A 20885-nucleotide genomic window follows, 5' to 3' on the forward strand; every position below is an offset into this window, starting at 1 on the left:
AAAGATGGTGCTGTAACTACAGACAAGATAGGACCCGATGCAGTAACCAATGCAAAATTGGCTGATAACGCAGTGCAAACAGAAAACATCGCTGCTGGTGCAGTTGAGACTTCTGACATAAAAGACCATGCAGTAACGGCTATAAAGCTTGACGCTACAGGTGCTACTCCTGGCAATGTGGCTACTGTAGGTACAGGCGGGGTAGTAACTTATGAGCCGCTAAATGCAGATAACCTTGCTAACGGAAAAGCACTTTTATCTGACGATCTTAGTGTAAGTGCTCCTGAAGGGGCAACAGCTTTACTTAAGGAAGTGACTGTAAACATTAAACCGGAAGCAGTAACAGATGCCAAATTAGCACCAAACGCTGTGATAACGTCTAAAATTGCAGATGATGCGGTAACAGCGGCTAAAATTAATGCAGATGTTGCCGGAGCAGGCCTTTCTCAGGCAGCTTCAGGCGCTTTAGAAATTGCTACTGATGGTGTAACAGCTGCAATGATAAACCCTAATGTTGCGGGAACAGGCTTAACACAGGATGCATCTGGAGCGTTGCAGGTTGATACTGCTGCTATCGCGACAGGCGATATTACAGGAGGTACAGAGATTACTGTAGGTAATGGTGTAGACTCGGTATTTAAGAATGTAACCCTTGGTATAGAAGACAATGCTATTACTAATGCTAAAATGGCAGATAATGCTATTGGTTCGGCTGAAATAATTAACGAATCAATAACTTCTGCTGATGTTAAGGACGGCGAAATTAAAACGGCAGATATTGCTGATAAAAATGTAACGGCAGATAAACTTACTGGAGGAACAGCACCTGCTAACAGTGTTGCCACAACAGATGGTAATGGAGTTGTAACATTCCAGCCAGTAAGCACAGCTAACCTTGCTGATAAAAAAGACTTAACAGCATATACTAATACAACTACCGATGTTGTTCCTTCTATTGAAGTTCCAACAGGTGGTGCAAATTCTGTTCTTGTGGCAACAAGCCTTAAAGTCGCTGAAGGCGGTATTACTACAGGAAAACTTGCAAACGGTGCAGTGACTACAGCAAAACTTGCTGATGACGCAGTAACGAACGCAAAACTTGCTGATAACGCAGTTCAGACGGAAAACATAGCTGCTGGTGCAGTTGAAACATCTGATATAAAAGATGGTGCTGTAACTACAGACAAGATAGGATCTGATGCAGTAACCAATGCAAAACTTGCTGATAACGCAGTTCAGACAGAGAATATAGCTAACGGAACAATTATAGCCGAAGATTTAGCTACAGGTTCTGTTCCTGCGACAAAATTAACTGCTGATGCCACCGATGTAGGTAAAGTGGCAACAGTTACTTCTACAGGAACTGTAACGTATCAAACGCCGAGTGCTAGTGCTGCAAATGTTACAAACGGACAACCGCTAACATCAACAGACCTTTCTATAAGCCCAAATGGTGCTACAGCGCTATTGAAAAATGTTATAATAGATATTAATGCAGGTGCAGTTACAAATACTAAACTTGGTGCAAATGCGGTAGATTCATCAAAAATTGCAAATGAGTCAATACTTTCAGAAGATATTAAAGACGGCGAAGTTAAAACAGCGGACCTTGCAGATAAAAATGTAACAGCTGTTAAACTTGATGCCGGTACGGGTGCAGCGGATAGGATTGCTGTTGCAGATATTAACGGTAACGTTACATATAGCAATGCTATACCATCAGGAAGCATAGCAGGAGCTAACATGAGTGCAGGAGATACTTCTGTTACAATTGGCGGTGCAACAAATGGAGTAGGAACGGTATTAAAACCGGTTTCTGTTGCAGTTGCGGCTGACGGAATTACATCTGACAAAATTAAAAACGGCGAAGTAAAACTTGCCGATCTTGATACAAACTCAGTTGACTCTTCAAAAATTGTAAACGAGTCAATCTTATCGGAAGACATAAAAGACGGAGAGGTTAAAACTGCTGATATTGCAGATAAGAATGTAACAGCAATTAAACTGAATTCAACAGGAGCAACCAATGGTAAAGTTGCGACAGCAGACGGAAATGGAAATGTTACATATGAAAATGTAAGCACAGCTAACCTTGCTGACAAAAAAGACTTAACAGCATATACAAATACGACTACAGATGCTGTTCCTTCTATAGAAGTTACTTCAGGTGGTACAAATTCGGTTCTTGTTGCGACAAGCCTTAAGGTTGCTGACGGTGGTATCACTACTGGGAAACTTGCAAACGGTGCAGTGACTACAGCAAAACTTGCTGATGACGCAGTAACAAATGCAAAATTGGCAGACAACGCAGTTCAGACGGAAAACATAGTGAACGGAACAATTATAGCCGAAGATTTGGCTGCGGGTTCTGTTACTGCAATTAAACTAGCTGCTAATGGCACGACTGATGCCAACAAAGTTGCAACAGCGCACGCTAATGGTACAGTAACCTATGAAACAGTAAAGGCATCTGACGTTAGTTACGTAAATACGACATCGGGTCTTACAGCTACGACAGTTCAGGGAGCAATAGACCAAATTGTTAATTTTGGCAACACACAGCTAAATAATATTACCTTAATAGATGAGGCTGATGGCAAAGTAACCCTAGTCAGGCCAAACGGTGTGAAGGTAAAAGTTAACAAATCAGATATCACTTATAATTCTACAACAGGAGTATACACATTTACAAACGGTGATACTACAGATGTAAACTTCGGTGGTGGAGATGTTACAGGAGGTACGGAGATAACTGTAAGCGGTGGTACTGATGCAGCGTTTAAAGACGTAACCCTAGGTATTGCTAATAATGCTGTTACAACGGCAAAAATAGCCAACGGAACAATTATAGCAGAAGATTTAGCTACAGGTTCTGTTCCTGCGACAAAGTTAACTGCTGATGCCACCGATGTAGGTAAAGTAGCAACCGTTACTTCTACGGGGACTGTAACGTATCAGTCTGTAAGCACAGCAAACCTTGCTGATAAAGGAACACTTTCTTCTCCAACAGGAGAAACACCGATATCAATATTGGTAGCGAGCGGAGATAGTGCTTTATTAAAAAATGCACAGATAAGTGTTGCAGACAATGGAATAACCTCAGTTAAAATCGCAAACGAATCGATTTTATCTGAAGATATAAAAAATGGCGAAGTAAAACTTGCTGATCTTGATGCAAACTCTGTAAACTCTTCTAAAATTGTAAATGAGTCAATACTTTCAGAAGATATAAAAGATGGTGAGGTTAAGACAGCAGACCTTGCAGATAAAAATGTAACAGCAACTAAGCTTGATGCCGGTACTGGTGCAGCAGACAGGATTGCAGTTGCAGATATTAATGGTAACGTTACATATAGCAATGCTATACCATCAGGAAGCATAGTCGGAGCTACCATGAGCGCAGGAGACACTTCGGTTACAATTGGCGGTGCAACAAATGGAGTAGGAACGGTATTAAAACCGGTTTCTGTTGCAGTTGCGGCAGATGGAATTACATCTGACAAAATTAAAAATGGCGAAGTAAAACTTGCAGATCTTGATGCAAACTCTGTAAACTCGTCTAAAATTGTAAATGAGTCAATTTTATCAGAAGATATTAAAGATGGTGAGGTTAAGACGGTTGACATTGCAGATAAAAATGTAACGGCGGCTAAACTTGATGCATCAGGATTTGCAGTTGGTTTTGTAGCTACCGTTAACTCACTTACAGGAGGTGTAACATACGCTGCTCCTACTGCAACTGCGGCTAATGTGACCAATGGCCAGCCATTAACATCAACAGACCTTTCTATCAGTGGAAACGGAGCTACAGCACTTTTAAAAGATGTAGTGGTTGATATCAAAGCGGGAGCTGTAACAAATTCAAAAATTAATTCAAATGTTGCCGGTGTCGGATTAATAAAAAACACATCTACAGGAGCACTTGATGTAAATGTTGACGGTATAACATCTGGTAAAACCCTTTCTGCAGGAGATACATCTATAGCGATAGGCGGTACAGGCGCAGGTGCATTATTAAAAGATGCCAATGTAAGCGTTGCTACCGGTGGTATTACAGCGACTAAAATAAATGCAGATGTAGCCGGTGTCGGCCTTGTAAAAAATACATCTACAGGTAAGCTTGACATAGCAGATGGCGGTGTTACTACAGTAAAACTTGCAGACAACTCAGTGAACTCTTCTAAAATAGTTAACGAGTCAATTTTATCAGAAGATATTAAAGATGGTACTATAGCTGCCATAGATATGGCAACTCCGGGTAACGATAAAGTACTTACAAGCGGAAGCACAGGAACTGTAACATGGGCAGATAAATCTACCTTGGCTATAGAACCTTGGCAGGTGCAGGGAGGTACTACCCAGGCAAATGCTAATACACAAAATATTTACCAGGCAGGTAATGTAGGTATTGGTTTAGTGGCTGGAGATGTTCCTAATACTACCGATAAACTGGATGTTAAAGGCGGTAATGTTAGGGTAAGGAGTTTACCAACTACTGCCGGTGCAGCAAAAGATAAGGTTGTTGTGGCAGATTCTCAGGGAGTTCTTAAGACTGTTAATGCATCAATGTCTAAGGTATTCTATATGCCATCTGTAGTTTTTGATACATCTGTAAACGGTACATTTACAAAGAACCTGTATCAGGAATACGTAAACCAATTTACAGGTGCAGGTAACCCAACGCTTGTATCAAGCCCTGGTGCTGCAGCAATCCCTTACTATCAAAATGCAAATGAGCTTGAGTATCACATCCTTTATTATGATACTACTGTTTTTTCTGGCGTTTCGCTTAGTGCATCGGGTGTGCTTACATATACTATAATAGGCCCTGGAACTGAAGCCTCTTTCATGAATATCCTTTTTGTGGTAAAATAATTTAATTGGTTATTTATAAGGGTATCTTTGCGATACCCTGTAATACCGATTTACAAATTTATTATGGTAAAAAATATACTTACATATAATATGAATTTTCTGTACAGAGCACTTTTACTGCTTGGCTTATTTTTGGCTCTTGGCAATACGACTGCTTTTGCACAGTTTGCTATTACCGAAAATTTTAGGGGCAGTGGTAATCCCGATATTATTATCGGAGGTGGCGGAGGTACAGAAGGAACAGCTTACCTTACATCAGGGGTTAATGACCCTGTAAATGCGGGGTGGTTACGATTGACAAATTCTACATCGAATCAAAAAGGCTATGCTTATGTTAATAAGTCGTTTCCATCTACACTTGGTGTTTTGGTTGACTTTGAATATAAAATGTGGAGGAACACTAATGATTCTTACAACGGTGCCGATGGTATTGGTGTGTTTTTATACGATGCATCTTCTACATTTGCTCTTGGCGGTTATGGAGGATCTTTAGGTTATGCTCCAATTGGGGGGTCGGGTCTTGCCGGTGGTTATGTAGGTGTTGGCCTTGATGCTTACGGTAACTTTTCAAATCCTACCGAGGGCAGGATAGGTGGTCCCGGTTACAGACCTAATGCTGTTGCTCTTAGAGGGCCTACAACAGCAAGTACAAGTACTACAAACAGGTTTTTGGCAGGTAAAACTATAACTACAGCAGATTCAGGAGTAACTTTTTCTTATGGAGATGTTACTACTACAACAGGGGTGGCAACGCAAAATGCGCTCGATTATAATACGGTAACAACAACGAGACCTACCGACGCTCAGTTTTACAGAAGGGTTCAGTTAGAGATAACACGTCTTGACGCAGCAGGTATATACTATAATGTTATCGTTAGATGGAAAACAAGCCCAACAGGTGCTTTTGTTTATGTTACAGATTATACTACAACAGATGTACCTCCCGGCTTATTAAAGCTTGGCTTTGCGGCATCTACCGGTGGTGGTGTTAACTATCATGAAATAAGGAACCTTCTTGTTACAACACCGGGTAACCTTCGTATTGTTAAAAGAGCAGATAAAGATATATTAAGAACAAATAATGCGGCAAACAGTACTATTACCTATACTATTGAGGTAACTAATGATACTAATTTTGAGATACCTCAAATTGAATTTACAGACAGGATAACTGATTCGTATGGAAATCTTATACCTGAAGGAACATCTGGATTTGATATAACATCCATTACTACATCTGGATTTGTAACTGCTGCAATGCCTAACGTCGCATCGCTAACCACTAATGAAATTAGCGGTACATTGGTATTGGCTGCAAACACAACTGCCTATATTACAATTGTGGGAAGGCTATATACACTTCCTGATGGCAGTATACTTCAAAATACGGCTTCTGCAATACCACCATTAGATGAAGACTTAAATAATAATACATCTATAGTAAGGACACCGGTAACTGCCGAAAATGTTGACCTTTTGCTTACAAAGATGGTAACTGAGCAATGTATTACTTCACCTGCTATACCTAAATTTACAGTATACGTTTCTAATAATGGTGCTGTAGCAACTTCTTACAGAAGATTAGGAATAAACGGTACCAGGGTCGCTTTTTATAATGTGGTACCTCCCGGGTATACTTATGATGACAGTTCTACACCGGGTGGTTTTGCAGGTTCACAGGCTGATCCTGTAAATAGTGATGTTACTGCACGATGGTCTAAGATCATACTGAATAATACACCTTCTAATGGGTATACAACAATTGGATATATTGCGCGTGGAACAGCGGCAGATGGTTCAGCACAAACATTAGGTTCAGGAAGTACCTATCCATATCCGGTAACGTATACTGTACAACCATCTACGGGTACAACAAGCTATGTTGATACTACCACAGCACTGTTATTTACCGATTATAACTATGGCCAGTCTATAGAGACAACGGATAACCAGGCTAACAATAACGCCAGCATTAATATGTATATTAAACCTGCTGCACCTACAGTTCCTCCTGGTACATTGAACTATTGTGTTGATGAAGATGCACCGTTACTTACTGCAACAGCTACAGGTTCTAATACCCTTAGATGGTATATGACGGCTAATGGATTTTCTTCTGAATTTCCAATTAAACCTTACACAGGTGCTTCAGGAACCTATACGTATTATGTTAGCCAGGTAAATGGAGATTGTGAAGGTCCGAAAACACCAATTACAGTAATTGTTGGACCATCATCTACAGGCTCAATATCTGTAGTATCTCCAGCTACATGTCCTGGAAGCACCGTCTTGGTAAGTGGTACAGCTGTAACCGGAGCAACGTATGCGTGGCAAAGTGCAACCGAAGGAGGTACGTTTACAACAATATCAGGAGCTACAGGTCAAAATTATATATCTGTTGCACTAACAGAAACAACATATTTCAGGAGACTTGTTACACTAACTGCAAACGGTAAGACATGTACAGGTCCGGGTAATTTTGTAAAAGTATTTATTCCTACACCGGGTCTTATAGGGAATTCACAATCGGGTTGTACTACTTTTGACCCTAATGCATTTACCAATATTACTGGTGGCACTACAGGTACAATTGATGGTATTGCCTATACTTATAAATGGCAGATATCTAATGATGGAACAACTAACTGGACAGATATATCTGGAGGTGGTACTACTAGTGCTACATACGATAGCCCAAGTTTATCGGCAACACGTTATTTTCGCCGTGTTATAAGATATACGGTTTCTGGAAATACATGTAGTAATCCCAGTAATGTTGTGGTGGCTTATGTAGGTCCTAATAATACAAATAATACACCTGATCGTGGTAATTTTACTACTACGCCTACTACAGTATGTAGTAATACAGTTCCCGGTACGCTTTCTAATACAGATGCCGGAGATCCAGGATATTATATTTGGGAATATTCAACAGACGGAGGTGCTACATATACCTTGATTCAGGATGCAAATCCGGCTAGCAGCTCATATACACCTACTACTCCTTTAACAGTAACAACTAGATTTAGCCGTAGGATAAGCAATGGCTGTAATACGTCAAACAGAAGAACAAGAGATGTAACTGTACTTACCCCAACACCGGGTACTATAGGTACAACGCAGACAATTTGTTACAATACTGCGCCGGCTCAATTAACTGCTAGTGCAAACGGTAATGGTATACAATATCGTTGGGAAGTAGCTGAAGGTACATCTGGAGGTTCATGGAGTACTGCGCCGGGAACATCTAATGGTGCAAACTACTCACCAGGGCCCTTAACTACTTCAAAACGTTACAGGCGTATAAATATTAGTACAAGTATTACTCCGTTATTGACTTGTGAATCTGACCCTTCTAACGTTGTTACTATAATTGTTAAACCGCAAACCGATGCGGGCACAATTACGGGCGCGCAAAATATATGTAACGGTGGCGCTGCATCGCCTATTACGGGTACAGCCGCATCGAGTGTAGATGCATTTACATATCAGTGGGAGGTATCGGCTACAGGCGCTAATCCAACAACTGCTACAGGTTGGTCTAATGCTGTGGGTAATGCCGCTGCGACCAGCCAGCAGAATTACACCCCAACTGTTACAGGCTACTATCGCCGTAGAACGACTACAACAGCGTGTGGTTCTCTATACAGTAATGTAGTATATGTCTCTTTTCAGCCTGCTATAAGTGCAGGTACAATGACACCGCCTGCTGCAACGACAATATGTTATAACACTGCACCGGGACAAATAGTGGGTTCTGCAGTTACACCTGCTACAGGCACTACGATTACCTATCGTTGGGAATCTTCGGCAAATGCAGCAGGGCCTTTTACAACAGCAGCAGGAACATCTAACGGGGTAAGTTATACGTCGCCGGCGCTTACTGCAACAAGATATTTCCGTCGTATTGTTATCTCTACGATAAATGGTAACGCATGCGAATCGCCTGCCCCTACACCAATCATGATAACAGTGCAGGATAATGTAGGAGTGGGCTCTATATCGGGACCAGCTATCGGTTGTCCGGGAACCAGTGTTACTATTGCATCAGACGTTTCAGGTACAGGCTCAGGATCTATCACGTATCGTTGGGAAACTGCTGGTAATCCCGGAGGAACATATACTGTTATAACTGGAGAAACGGGACCTACACTTACTATAAATCCTTTTACAACAAATGCGAGTTATCGTCGCTATACTATTTCTACACAAAATGGTGTTGATTGTACTGCGGGGCCTTCAAACATTGTAACGGTTTCATTACCTCCTTTTCTAACTGCAGGTACTATTAGTGCCAGTGCCTCAAGAGCATGTTCTGGCACAACTGTTCTTCTTAACAATAATTTAAGTGGAGGAAATTTCACCAGCTATCAATGGCAGTACTCTACGACCGGCAGCCCTTTTAACTGGGTTGATATTCCTGGAGCCAATTCTGCCACTTACACGACTTTTCCGTTAACGGCTACAACCTATTTTCAGCGTTTAGCTTTTAACCAGTGTGGTTCTAAGAGTTCTGGAGATATTCATGTTGATGTTACCACTATTAATCCGGGAACTATTGGCCCTGATACAACAATTTGTAATAATACATCTCCGGGAACTTTAGGTGGGACGTCAAATGGTTCTTCTAACGCAGGAGGTGTAACATACAGATGGGAATCTGCTGCGGGAGCTACAGGAGGAAGTTTTTCGCCTATTGGACAGACCACAGCTAGTTATACTCCGGGTAATCTTACATCAACAATTCGTTACCGTCGTTATACAATAAATACTGCAAACAGTGTAACGTGTGAGGCTTTTGCAGAAGTGCTAATAACAGTTTTACCTGCGGCAACACCAGGTACTATTGGTGTAAGCCAAACTATTTGTTACAATACCGCACCCCAAACCATTACAACTGTTTCGGGCAGCCCTGCAACAGGTACAGGTACTATTACATATTTATGGGAGTCAGCTTCTAATACAGGCGGCCCATGGTCTTCTACAGGGGTAACTACCGAGAGTTATACTCCGGGAGCACTTACAGCAACGACGTATTACAGGCGTGTTGCTACAGCTACCAGCGGTACATTAATTTGTTCAGCCGGGGCTTCAAATACGGTTACCATAAGTGTACAGGGACAGATTAATCCGGGTACATTAACACCGGCCAGTAATCAGTCGATATGTGCTGGCGCTACGCCAAGTCCGTTGACCAATGCTTCAGATGCATCTGTAAGTAACGCACTTCCCACGACTGCAATGGCTTACAGATGGGAATATTCTGCCGGCGGTAATACCGGATGGGCTGTAATACCTACTGGAACTACAAATGGTGCAAGCTATACATTTACAACTGGTGTAAGTACAACTACTTATTACCGCAGGGTTGCCGTGACAACCCGCACGCCTGGGAATACTGTGTGTGAAATGCCTTCGGCAACTGTTGTGGTTACTGTATCTGCACCACAGCCGGGTAGTATCGCTGCAAACCAAACTATTTGTTTTGGCACTCAACCGGCATTGCTAACATCAGCAACGGGTGGAGCAGGTACAGGTCCGGGTACTATGACATACCAATGGTATATGTCTACAGATAACACTAATTTTAATCCTATTGGGGGAGCCACGGCAGAGACATATCAGGAACCGAGCACCCTTACAGGTACAAGATATTATAAGAGGCTGACAAATTCTAACAGTAACGGTACAAACTGCCAGTCAGGATTTACAAATACTATTTCGGTTACGGTTGCCGGACAGGTTAACAGCCCGGGAAGCCTTTCGTCAAGTAACCAGTATATATGTTATGGAGCAACGGCCGATCCTATAACTTCTCAGGATGCAGGTTCGGTTCCTGCTCCCGGTACAATAAGTTATGTATGGCAGTCTTCTACAGATAATGGAGCAAACTGGAGTGCTGATATAGCTGGCGCTACAGGCGCTAACTATACCCCAACAGGGGCTATGACGCAAAACATCTTATACAGAAGGCTTATCGTAGGAAATTATGGTACTACAGCATGTCGTTCAGGTTGGGGTCCACAAATAGCTATAAATGTTGCAACTGTTGCAACGGGTGGTACTATAGGTAACGACCAGACAGTTTGTAGCGGCAATGTGCCTCCGCAAACCATCAATATTACGAATGGTACAAATGCCAACCGTTATTTATGGCAGGTTTCTACAGATAATATGACGTGGACAGATATTGCAGGAGCACAAAATAGTGTTTATCAGCCTACTGCTCCTATAACTGTAACAACATATTACCGCAGATTTGGTGTGTCAAATTTAGCAAGTACATACTGTACAGGTACAGTACCTTCTAACGTAATTACTATGACGGTACCGGCAATACCTACTCCGGGTAGTATTGGTTCAAACCAAAATGTTTGTGGAAATGCTGTTCCTGCGTTATTAACATCTGTAACACCAGGCGCGGGAGGCACAAGTTACCAATGGCAGGAATCGTATGATAACAGCTATTGGGCAAACTTAACAGGTGCAACTTCTGCAACCTATCAGCCGGGTGCACTTGGATCTTCCAGGTATTACAGGAGGCTTAATATGAATGGATCATGCCCTTCAGCGCCATCTAATGTTGTGTTTATAAGTGTTAATGTATATCCTAACCCGGGAGGTATTTCTGCAGACCAGTCGATATGCGCGGGCAGTATTCCCGCTACTATAACCGGCGATTCTGGCTGGGCTGGCGGAGGAACAGGAACATTCCGTTGGTATAGTTCTACTGATGGAACGACCTGGACTTATACAGGTGTTACCACACAGAATTTTACATTCTCTGCTGCTTTAGCTGCAACAACATATTATAGACGAGGCTTAACATCAAGTCCATGTTATGGTGAAGTGTACAGCAATACTGTAACAATTACAGTTTCTGCTGCGCCAACCGGCGGTACTATTGCAGCTGATCAAACTGTTTGTAGCGGATCAACAGCGGCGACTTTAACATCATCTGTTGCCGGATCGTCTACAAATTACCGTTGGGAGACAGCCTCAAATGCATCAGGTCCGTGGGCTACTGCTATAGGAACAAATAACGGAGCAACTTATTCTCCTGGTGTTTTACCTGCAACAACCTATTTCAGGAGAGTAACTATATCTGCATCTTGTTCTGGGGAAGCTTATTCTAATACAATAACGATAACAGTAACGCCACTGCCTTCGGCTGGCACGATTAGTGCAGATCAAACTGTATGTAGCGGAAACACTCCTGCAACGCTTACGGGTACAGCAGGTGCTACTACTAACTATAGATGGGATACGTCAACTAACGGGGGAACTACATGGAATGCTACGACGGTAACGACGGCAAATTATACATTCTCTGGTGCATTAGCAATGACGACATCATACAGGCGTGCAACGATATCAGGCAGCTGTGAGGGATATTCTAATACAATAACCGTTGCAGTGGTTACAGCACCAACAGGTGGATCTGTCATGGCTAACCAGACGATTTGTTACAATACAACCCCTGCTGCGTTAAATAACTCTACAGCAGGAACCGGCTCTGGTGGTTTTACGTATAGATGGGAGGCAGCTACTAATACAGCAGGCCCATGGGCAACAGCTTCGGGAACATCAAACGGAGCGGGCTATACACCAACGAGCGCATTAACTGTAACTACATATTACAGAAGGGTAACAATACCTACGGCAGGTTCTTGTGTGGCATATTCTAACACAATAACAATTTCTGTGGCTGCACAAACAACTGCAGGAAGCATAGGAGCTGCACAAAATATTTGTATGGATACAACACCGGCAGTTTTAGGCTCTGCAACAACAGGTGCGGGAACAGGATCTGGAACGATAACATACAGATGGGAAGTTTCATTAAACGGCTCTACAGGATGGGCAGTTATACCGGGTGAAACAGGCGTTACTTATCAGCCGCCTGTACTGCACAGTGCAAGATATTACAGACGTACAACGCTGGATGCTTACACGGCAAACGGAAATACGGCAAACTGCGAATCTGGCACGACACCAGTAGTGGCGGTAACAACAAAAAATTGTAAGGTGATCACAAACCCAATGATCTACCAGAGAGTTAAAAACTAATAATGCGGTTTGAGGCCTTATTTAAAAAGAATAAAATGAAAAGGAGTATAACAATTATGGTGTTTGCAATGTTTTCGGCAGCTATGTTTGCCCAGAACACAGGCAATGCCGGCCAGACGGTAAACCAGGGAGAGCTTCATGTTACGCCGGGTACGCTAATGACCATTATGTCTGACTTTGACAATCAGGATACCGGAGAATATAAAAACAACGGGGAAGTAATATTTCGAGGTAATTTTAATAATGACGGAATAACAACATTTGATGCAGGAAACGGGTACAGCCGTTTTGAAGGTAAAACGCAGCAGAATATTACCGGCAGCATACCTGCAGATTTTTATAATGTACTGTTCAATAATCCAAACAACACAGCTACAGAAGCTGCTATCCGTTTATTTGGGGATATTTCGGTTAGCGGTAATGCAGATTTCGTTAAAGGAGTAGTCAAGGATGATGTATTCGGGGGAATCATTGTATTTGAAAATAGTGCAACCCACAGCAATGTGGACAATGAAAGTCACGTAGACGGATTTGTGGTTAAAAATGGAAGTACTGATTTTATCTATCCTTTAGGTGATCAGGATACTATTACCAAAGCCCGTTACTATAGGTATGCTGCTATTTCTGCTACGCAGGAAGCCGGAAGTGCATTTAAGGGCAAATATTATCTGAAAAATTCTAACGAGGATTATCCTCACGCAAGCAGGACTGGTGTTATTGATGTTATTGATAACAAAGAGTACTGGAAGATTGAGAAAGAAGGGGGAGAGGCTAATGCCATGCTTACACTGAGTTGGGATGCTGCTACAACGCCGCCTGAGATATTTGCTGAGCCTTTGGGGGAAATTCATATAGTACGATGGGATGAGACGCAAAACTTATGGGTAGATGAAGGCGGTATCGCTGCACCTGTAACTTCAGGTACAGGAACAGTAACAACTGTTGCACCGGTAAAAGGTTATGGTATCTTTACGCTGGCAAGAATTAAAGACGATCTTTTGCTGCCGGGAGATATTGTTATCTATAATGGTGTAACGCCGGATGGGGACGGTAAGAATGATTACTTTGTAATTGACCACCTTAAAGACTTTCCTAACAACACGGTTCAGATTTATAACCGATGGGGAGTCAAGGTGTATGAAACCGCTCATTATGACACGGTAGGAAATGTCTTTAAAGGTTTTTCTGATGGTCGTGCAACGGTAACCGATACTAAAATTTTGCCAACGGGGACTTATTTCTACATCATTGAGTACGTATATGAAAAACCCGGTATACCTGCCAGAGAAATTAAAAAAGCAGGATACCTATACCTGGGATCAGACTAATATTAAAAAAAATAATGAGAATACAACATTTAAAGTGTATAGCTTTACTAAGCCTTTTATTTAGCCAAAGTGCGCTATGGGCTCAGCAGGACCCCCAATATACGCAGTATATGTACAACCCCGTTAATATAAACCCCGCCTATGCAGGATCCAGGGGTGTAACAACTATTTTTGGACTTCACCGTGCACAATGGGTAGGACTGGATGGTGCCCCGGTAACAAATGCAGCTTCGGTAAATGCTCCTGTGGGCAGAAACGTAGGCCTTGGTTTTACATTTGTTAACGACAAGATTGGCCCTACAGATACAAACCTTATCTCCGGAGATTTCTCGTATACCATAAAAGTAAACGACGACTATAAACTGGCATTAGGCCTTAAGGGATCTCTGCAATTATTCAATGTAGATTTTACAAAGCTTAACATTTACGATCCTAACGATCCGCGATTCCAGAATAATATAGTAAACAAGCTTACTCCAAATGTAGGTGCAGGTGCCTATATGTATTCTGATAAAACGTATTTGGGGCTATCGGTTCCTAATATACTTGAAACACAGCATTACCAGGATAATGATATTTCTGTTGCCAGAGAAAGTTTTCACGTTTATGCTATGGCGGGTCATGTCTTTGACCTCGCCTACAACTGGAAGTTAAAACCGGCTGCCCTTGCAAAAATTGTAGAAGGAGCGCCTGTACAATTAGACCTTACGGCAAACGTTTTATACAACGACAGGTTTACCCTTGGTATAGCTTACCGCTGGGATGCAGCTGTGAGTGCGCTTGCGGGGTTTCAGGTTACGGATGGCCTATTCATAGGATATACTTATGATACAGAAACAACAAAACTGGCAAACTACAACTCTGGTTCGCACGAGATATTCCTCCGTTTTGAGCTGTTCAGAAAATATGAAAAGGTTATGAATCCGCGATTCTTCTAAGAGGCATTATGAAAAAAATATACTACATCGCATTTTTCATATTTATGTTTGCTATGCCTTCTGAAATGACGGCACAGAAATTAAGTAAGAAAGAAAAAGCAAAACAGGAAAAGGTTAAGAATGGCGAGGCTAAAATGGAAAAAGCCGAAAACCTGACTGACAGATACAATTATGATGAGGCCATAAAAGTATACCTTAAACTTGAAGAGAGGGGATACAGGACGGCTTCTCTGTATAAAAAACTTGGCGATGCTTATTATGCAAAAAATGAAGCAGACCAGGCAGTACGATGGTACAGGGAACTTTTTAAGCTTAAAAAAGAAATAATTGAGCCTGACTATTATTATAAATTGGCCCAATCGTTAAAAACAGTGGGTAAGTATGATGATGCCAATCAGCTTTTAGAGCAATATGCTCAGATAAAAGGGGATGACCAAAGAGCAGAGTTATTCGAAAAAAATAAAAACTACCTTAATGCCATCGAAAGTAATTCGGGAAGGTATAAAGTGAAAAATACGGGTGCAAGCACAACCGTGTCAGATTATGGCCCTGCTTTTTATGGCGATAACATGGTTGTATTTGCATCTAACAGGGACAGCCTTGGAGTAACCGAGCGTAAAGACCGCTGGACTAAGAAATCGTTTACAGCGCTATATGTCTCTGAAATTACATCAAAGGGCGATCTTGTAAAACCGGTTAAATTTTCGCAAAGGGTACAGTCTAAGTTCCATGAGTCTACGCCTGCCTTTACTAAAGATAAGCAGGTAATGTATTTTACCCGAAATAATTTTAGCGACGGTAAGACTCAAAAAGATGATAAAGACCATATACTTTTAAAAATATACAGGGCGGAGGCCGATGGCGATAAATGGAAGAATATAAAAGAACTGCCGTTTACAAGCAATAGCTATAATACTGCCCATCCATGCCTGAGCCCCGACGGACAGACTTTATATTTTGCATCTGACATGCCGGGTGGTTACGGTCTGTCTGACATTTACAGCGTAAGCATTAATGAAGATGGTACCTATGGAGCTCCCGAAAATCTAGGTCCGGGTATAAATACAGAATCAAGGGAAACTTTTCCGTTTGTAACTGTAGATAAATTATACTTCGCTTCAGACGGGCATCCCGGTCTTGGCGGCCTTGATGTTTTTGTAGCAAAGCTGCAACCCGACGGTACGTTTGTAAAGGCGATAAATGTAGGCCAGCCAATAAACAGCCACTTTGATGATTTTGCATTTATCATAAACGAAGAAACCCGTACAGGCTTTTTTACCTCAAACAGGACAAGTGGAATTGGATATGATGATATATACAGCCTTACAGAATACATTGCATTAGATTTTACATGCAGGCAGTTTATCTCAGGTATAGTTTCAGATAAGGCCACTAAAAAAGTACTTGAAGGTGTAAAAGTTTCACTGTATGATTCTGATGAGAACCTTATGGAGGAACTTACTACAGACAATTCCGGAGTATATTATTTTGGTGTTGACTGCGAAAGGGCATATACCGTTAAGGTCGCATTTGCCGATTACATACCGCAGGATTTACCAGTAGCCATTACACAAGCCGAAGGCGATGTGGTATTGCCTGTACTATTAGCAAAACCAGAGAAACCGGTTGAAGTTGAACCTGAGAATTTATATGCAAATGCAGTACCTGTAATAGGGCTTGACCTAGCGAAAAAATTCAGGATAGAACATATTTATTTTGATACAGGAAGATATAATATACGCCCCGATGCAGCAAAACAGCTTGATAAGGTCGTTATCTTTATGAAAGATCACACCTCTGTAAGGATTGATATCAGGTCGCATACTGATTCGAGAGGGCCGGAAAGACAAAATCAGCTGTTGTCTGAAAACAGGGCAAGGGCAATCATGGCGTACCTGATTAAAAAAGGTGTCGACTCTAAACGCCTTACGGCAAAAGGATATGGTGAAAGCCAGCTCTTGAATAAATGTGCCGACTGGGTTAAATGTACTGAGAAAGAGCATCAGCAGAATAGGAGAAGTGAATTTATAATCACAGATCTTTAAGATAACGGCAAAGCCATCTGTATAAGATGGCTTTGTTTGTTTATAAAGTCAGCTCTTTTAGCCGTAATGCGTTGATGATACCTTCCTTGCCGGCTGTATTATTAAAATAGATGTAAGCATCTTTAATAGACGTGTCTTCAGTAATAGCTTTAAACATTACCTCTAATTCTTCATCGCTGTATGCCGAATAGAATAATTTTGGCACACCGTGCAGCCTGACATACACCGAATGTGTCGTGTTTACAATATCCGATGAAAGCTTAGGGTAACTTACGCTGCAAAATATGATGCCTTGTATGGTAAAAGCTTCAAAAACTTCGGGTATCCACCAGCTTTCGTTTCTAAATTCCACAACGTTTTTAAAGTTCATGTCCAGGCTTTCAATAATCAGGGTAAGCCGTTCAGGGGTGTAGTTAAAACTTGGCGGCAGCTGAAAGAGTACAAATCCAAGTTTTTCTCTTAGGTTATCACTACAAATTTTATAGAATTCATTAATTTCAGATTGTGCATCAATAAATTTCTTTAGGTGCGTTATGGTCTTTGGTGTTTTTACCGAAAAGAGAAAGCCATCCGGACTTTTGTCGTACCATGCCTTCATGCTTTTATCTGTTGGGAATTTATAAAAAGTAGCGTTGATCTCATAGGTAGAAAAGTGTTGGCAATAGTAGTCGAAACGTTTTGAGGCGGGGAGGTCTTCCGGATAGAAAATGCCCTTCCAATAGCTGTTATTAAAAGCCGATAGCCCTATGTGTATTTTATTTTTCATGAGTGAAGCACCTGGCAGTTTGTACAGTAAAAGCTCCTGCGTTTTTTTACACCTGTATATTCTTTAATGATAGGCAGGTCGCATCTTTTGCATATTTTTTTGGTGTGCGCCAGCCAGTTCTTTTTCAGTACGCCAGCTTTTTTCCATTTCAGGAAATCAAAGCTGTAATTGCGCGCTTCTTCAATCAGCTCATGGGTTTTTGCATTAGACAGTTTGCCTACCTTAGATTCGGGATGTATACGTACACGGTATAGAACTTCATTTTTAATAATGTTGCCAACTCCGGCAAAAATATCCTGTTCCAGTAAAGCATCGCATACTAGCTTATCGGGAACTTTTTTAATTTTATCGACTGCTTTTTCAGCATCCCATGCATCGTTCATGATGTCTTCATCCCATGCATAGTGGGTGTCAATATCTCCTTCTAATAACTTTACAGAACTGGTATGAAAATTAAGCTCACTATCGTCAAAGGTTAGGCGTAGGCTGGGATTGGTGTTTGTAGCTTTGCGTTCGTTAATCAGGTAACTGCCAAACAGCATAAAGTGAATACGAATAGTAAAATCATCAAAGCAGATAAGCAGGTGTTTGCCCCATGACCTGATATCGGTAATCACTTTATTTTCCAGCCTGTCAAAATCAATTTTTGCGAGGCCTGAGGCATCAATTACCTTTTTGCCGGCAAACCCGGCGATATCTTCTTTTGCAATAATTATAGATGGTCCTTCGGGCATGGGTTATATTTTACCTAAAGTTACGATGTAATTTACAGAACCCATTTTTGGTTTGGAGAAGTTTAACGAAGTTGTGCTTTAGGTAAAAAAATAACCCGCTAAAATTTTTTAGCGGGTTGTCTTTTATTGTTTGTATCCTATTGTGTAGATCTGAACGAAATCTTTCATGATCCCTACAAAGTCTATATTAAGATCTTTCAGGGTACCGGTGCTTATATCAAATATCCATCCGTGTACGGTAAGCTGCCTTTCGGAAATAGCACGCTGTACTTCGGCTGTCTTAATAGTGTTGATACACTGCTCCTGTACGTTAAGTTCCGCAAGACGCTGGTAGCGTTGGTGCTCATCAGTTATAGCATCAAGTTCGGCACGGTGTATACGGTATACATCACGTATGTTACGCAGCCAGGGGTTAAGTATACCAAGGTCAGACGATTCCATAGCAGCCTTTATACCACCACATCCATAGTGGCCGCAAACTACCACATGGTCAACTTTCAGTACGCTAACCGCATAATTAATAACCGACATGGCACTCAAATCTGTATTAGGAACCAGGTTAGCAATGTTACGGTGTACAAAAACATCACCAGGCTGAAGGCCCATAATTTCTTCTGCGGTAACACGGCTGTCTGAACATCCTATGTAAAGTATTGAAGGAGCCTGGCCTTCTGATAATTTTTCAAAATAATGATCGTTAGATTCCCTGTGTTTTGAAATCCATGCTTCGTTGTTTTTAAAGATCTGTTTAATATCCATAGTAGTGAGTTTTGTAACTCAAAAATAAGAATTAATCCTTAAAATAACTCTAAATAAAGTTTAAGGCTTGCTGTAAATAGATTTTGATGCAGGAGAATTGCTTATTAAAATGGCATAATCTACAAAATCGGTAGTAGCATTAACACTATAATCTACCTTTCTTTTCTGCGGAGTTTCAATAACTTCAATAAGGTCACTGCCCATTAGACTGTACGGACTGCTTTTTGCATTTAGGCGGAAAATGGTAAGGTCGGCTACCTTGGTTTTTTTCAGCTTGTCGATGCCTCTAAAATATTCATTTGGGCTGTCGCCTATGCCTTCATCGCCCATATTTATAGATGATATATATTCACCATCCTTGTATTTATCTTCCCAAATAACTTCCGACTTAGTAAGATAACCGATAACCGAAATGATCTTATCTTTCGAATATACATTGGCAGACAGCATAGAAAAGAAGCTTTCATAACTTCCTTCTTTTGATTTTAGCAGATGTCCAAAACCTAGCCTGAAAAACTGGACTTTATCTTTCAGACTGTACATCTTAGCGAGAGCAGCATAATTGTTGAACATCTCTTTTTCACGTTTATAATCTCCAAAACTTACTTTTATCGTTGCAATTAGATGATCAAACAGGACGGTATCTTCAAGTAATGGGAGGTAGATTTTTTTGTTGGCCTCATAATCGGCAACAAACTTTTTCAACTGTCCTTTTGCGTAACTGTCATAGTAAGGGGAGAAGTCGGTGGTGTCTTTTTCAACTGTATTTTGAAGTTCTTTTAGTATTGTCCGTTTACTGCTGTTTTTTATGAGCGAAAGCAGGTGCCTGTATGTAAAATGGTAAGTAACGATGGGATCGGCGCCTAAAACGGTTATCTTTTTATTTTTAGGCAGCTTGTCATTTATTGCTTTCAGCTTTTTCCATTTAGTAAAAACTTCAATAGTCCTTTCCTGCGGAACACGGGCTCCATAGGTTTCTACCAGGCTTCTGAGCAATTCTTCGTCGCCTGATTTTAGGTATTCATCAAAATAATGGGCAATGCTGATATCTGTTTCAGGGAAATAATACGCAGTCTGATTATTCTTTATGACCGATTGCAAAAGCAGTAATTCGGCATCTTCGGTTTTTGCACTGCCGTGGTAGGCACCAAAGCCAATTATATTAAAACTTTGCTGTGGAAAAGTATAGGATGAATTTAAAACTGACGAATTATTTTTGAGGTATTCCTCTTTATTGTCTTGTGAATGAGATAGAAGCGGAATTAAAACTGACAGAAGAAAAACGCGTAAAAGTGTATTGGCATTCATGGTTATAGCTTTTCTCCAAATTTCTATAGTTTTAGAATGATAGGATTGTAAAATTGGGACAC

At 41.2% G+C, this 20885-nt stretch carries 9 protein-coding genes; 5 read left to right on the top strand and 4 right to left on the bottom strand.

Annotated elements, in window-relative coordinates; translation table 11 throughout:
* The 5 genes from R1T16_RS05320 to R1T16_RS05340 form a co-directional block, all read left to right on the top strand.
* Window positions 1–4875, top strand: a 4875-nt coding sequence (locus tag R1T16_RS05320; protein WP_317500049.1) for a hypothetical protein, incomplete at its 5' end; no start/stop codon positions are given.
* 90 nt (window positions 4876–4965) lie between these two features.
* Window positions 4966–12945 (top strand): hypothetical protein, encoded by a 7980-nt coding sequence (locus R1T16_RS05325; RefSeq protein WP_317500050.1) that lies wholly within the window; start codon window positions 4966–4968, stop codon window positions 12943–12945.
* 35 nt (window positions 12946–12980) lie between these two features.
* Window positions 12981–14273, top strand: coding sequence for a gliding motility-associated C-terminal domain-containing protein (locus R1T16_RS05330; RefSeq protein WP_317500051.1), 1293 nt, complete (start codon window positions 12981–12983; stop codon window positions 14271–14273).
* A gap of 14 nt (window positions 14274–14287) precedes the next feature.
* Complete coding sequence (locus tag R1T16_RS05335) at window positions 14288–15211, top strand: type IX secretion system membrane protein PorP/SprF (RefSeq protein WP_317500052.1); 924 nt, start codon at window positions 14288–14290, stop codon at window positions 15209–15211.
* Window positions 15212–15219: 8 nt separating this feature from the next.
* Window positions 15220–17256, top strand: coding sequence for an OmpA family protein (locus R1T16_RS05340; RefSeq protein ID WP_317500053.1), 2037 nt, complete (start codon window positions 15220–15222; stop codon window positions 17254–17256).
* Between the two features lie 40 nt (window positions 17257–17296).
* On the opposite strand, the gene R1T16_RS05345 is transcribed toward R1T16_RS05340, so the two are convergent.
* The 4 genes from R1T16_RS05345 to R1T16_RS05360 form a co-directional block, all read right to left on the bottom strand.
* Window positions 17297–18022 carry a DUF72 domain-containing protein gene (locus R1T16_RS05345; protein WP_317500054.1) on the bottom strand — a complete coding sequence of 242 codons (726 nt, stop codon included), beginning with the start codon at window positions 18020–18022 and terminating at the stop codon, window positions 17297–17299.
* Window positions 18019–18756 (bottom strand): DNA-formamidopyrimidine glycosylase family protein, encoded by a 738-nt coding sequence (locus R1T16_RS05350; RefSeq protein WP_317500055.1) that lies wholly within the window; start codon window positions 18754–18756, stop codon window positions 18019–18021. The genes R1T16_RS05345 and R1T16_RS05350 overlap by 4 nt, the downstream gene beginning before the upstream one ends.
* 123 nt (window positions 18757–18879) lie before the next feature.
* Window positions 18880–19515, bottom strand: coding sequence for a carbonic anhydrase (locus R1T16_RS05355; protein WP_317500056.1), 636 nt, complete (start codon window positions 19513–19515; stop codon window positions 18880–18882).
* A 60-nt stretch (window positions 19516–19575) separates the two neighbouring features.
* Window positions 19576–20823 carry a hypothetical protein gene (locus R1T16_RS05360; protein WP_317500057.1) on the bottom strand — a complete coding sequence of 416 codons (1248 nt, stop codon included), beginning with the start codon at window positions 20821–20823 and terminating at the stop codon, window positions 19576–19578.
* Window positions 20824–20885 lie beyond the last annotated feature (62 nt).

Source organism: Flavobacterium sp. DG1-102-2 (assembly GCF_033042555.1).
Classification (GTDB): Bacteria; Bacteroidota; Bacteroidia; order Flavobacteriales; family Flavobacteriaceae; genus Flavobacterium.

Coding starts and splice junctions, on each gene's coding strand:
- R1T16_RS05325 (WP_317500050.1), top strand. CDS start 4,966: ATGAATTTTCTGTACAGAGCACTTTTACTGCTTGGCTTATTTTTGGCT.
- R1T16_RS05330 (WP_317500051.1), top strand. CDS start 12,981: ATGAAAAGGAGTATAACAATTATGGTGTTTGCAATGTTTTCGGCAGCT.
- R1T16_RS05335 (WP_317500052.1), top strand. CDS start 14,288: ATGAGAATACAACATTTAAAGTGTATAGCTTTACTAAGCCTTTTATTT.
- R1T16_RS05340 (WP_317500053.1), top strand. CDS start 15,220: ATGAAAAAAATATACTACATCGCATTTTTCATATTTATGTTTGCTATG.
- R1T16_RS05345 (WP_317500054.1), bottom strand. CDS start 18,022: ATGAAAAATAAAATACACATAGGGCTATCGGCTTTTAATAACAGCTAT.
- R1T16_RS05350 (WP_317500055.1), bottom strand. CDS start 18,756: ATGCCCGAAGGACCATCTATAATTATTGCAAAAGAAGATATCGCCGGG.
- R1T16_RS05355 (WP_317500056.1), bottom strand. CDS start 19,515: ATGGATATTAAACAGATCTTTAAAAACAACGAAGCATGGATTTCAAAA.
- R1T16_RS05360 (WP_317500057.1), bottom strand. CDS start 20,823: ATGAATGCCAATACACTTTTACGCGTTTTTCTTCTGTCAGTTTTAATT.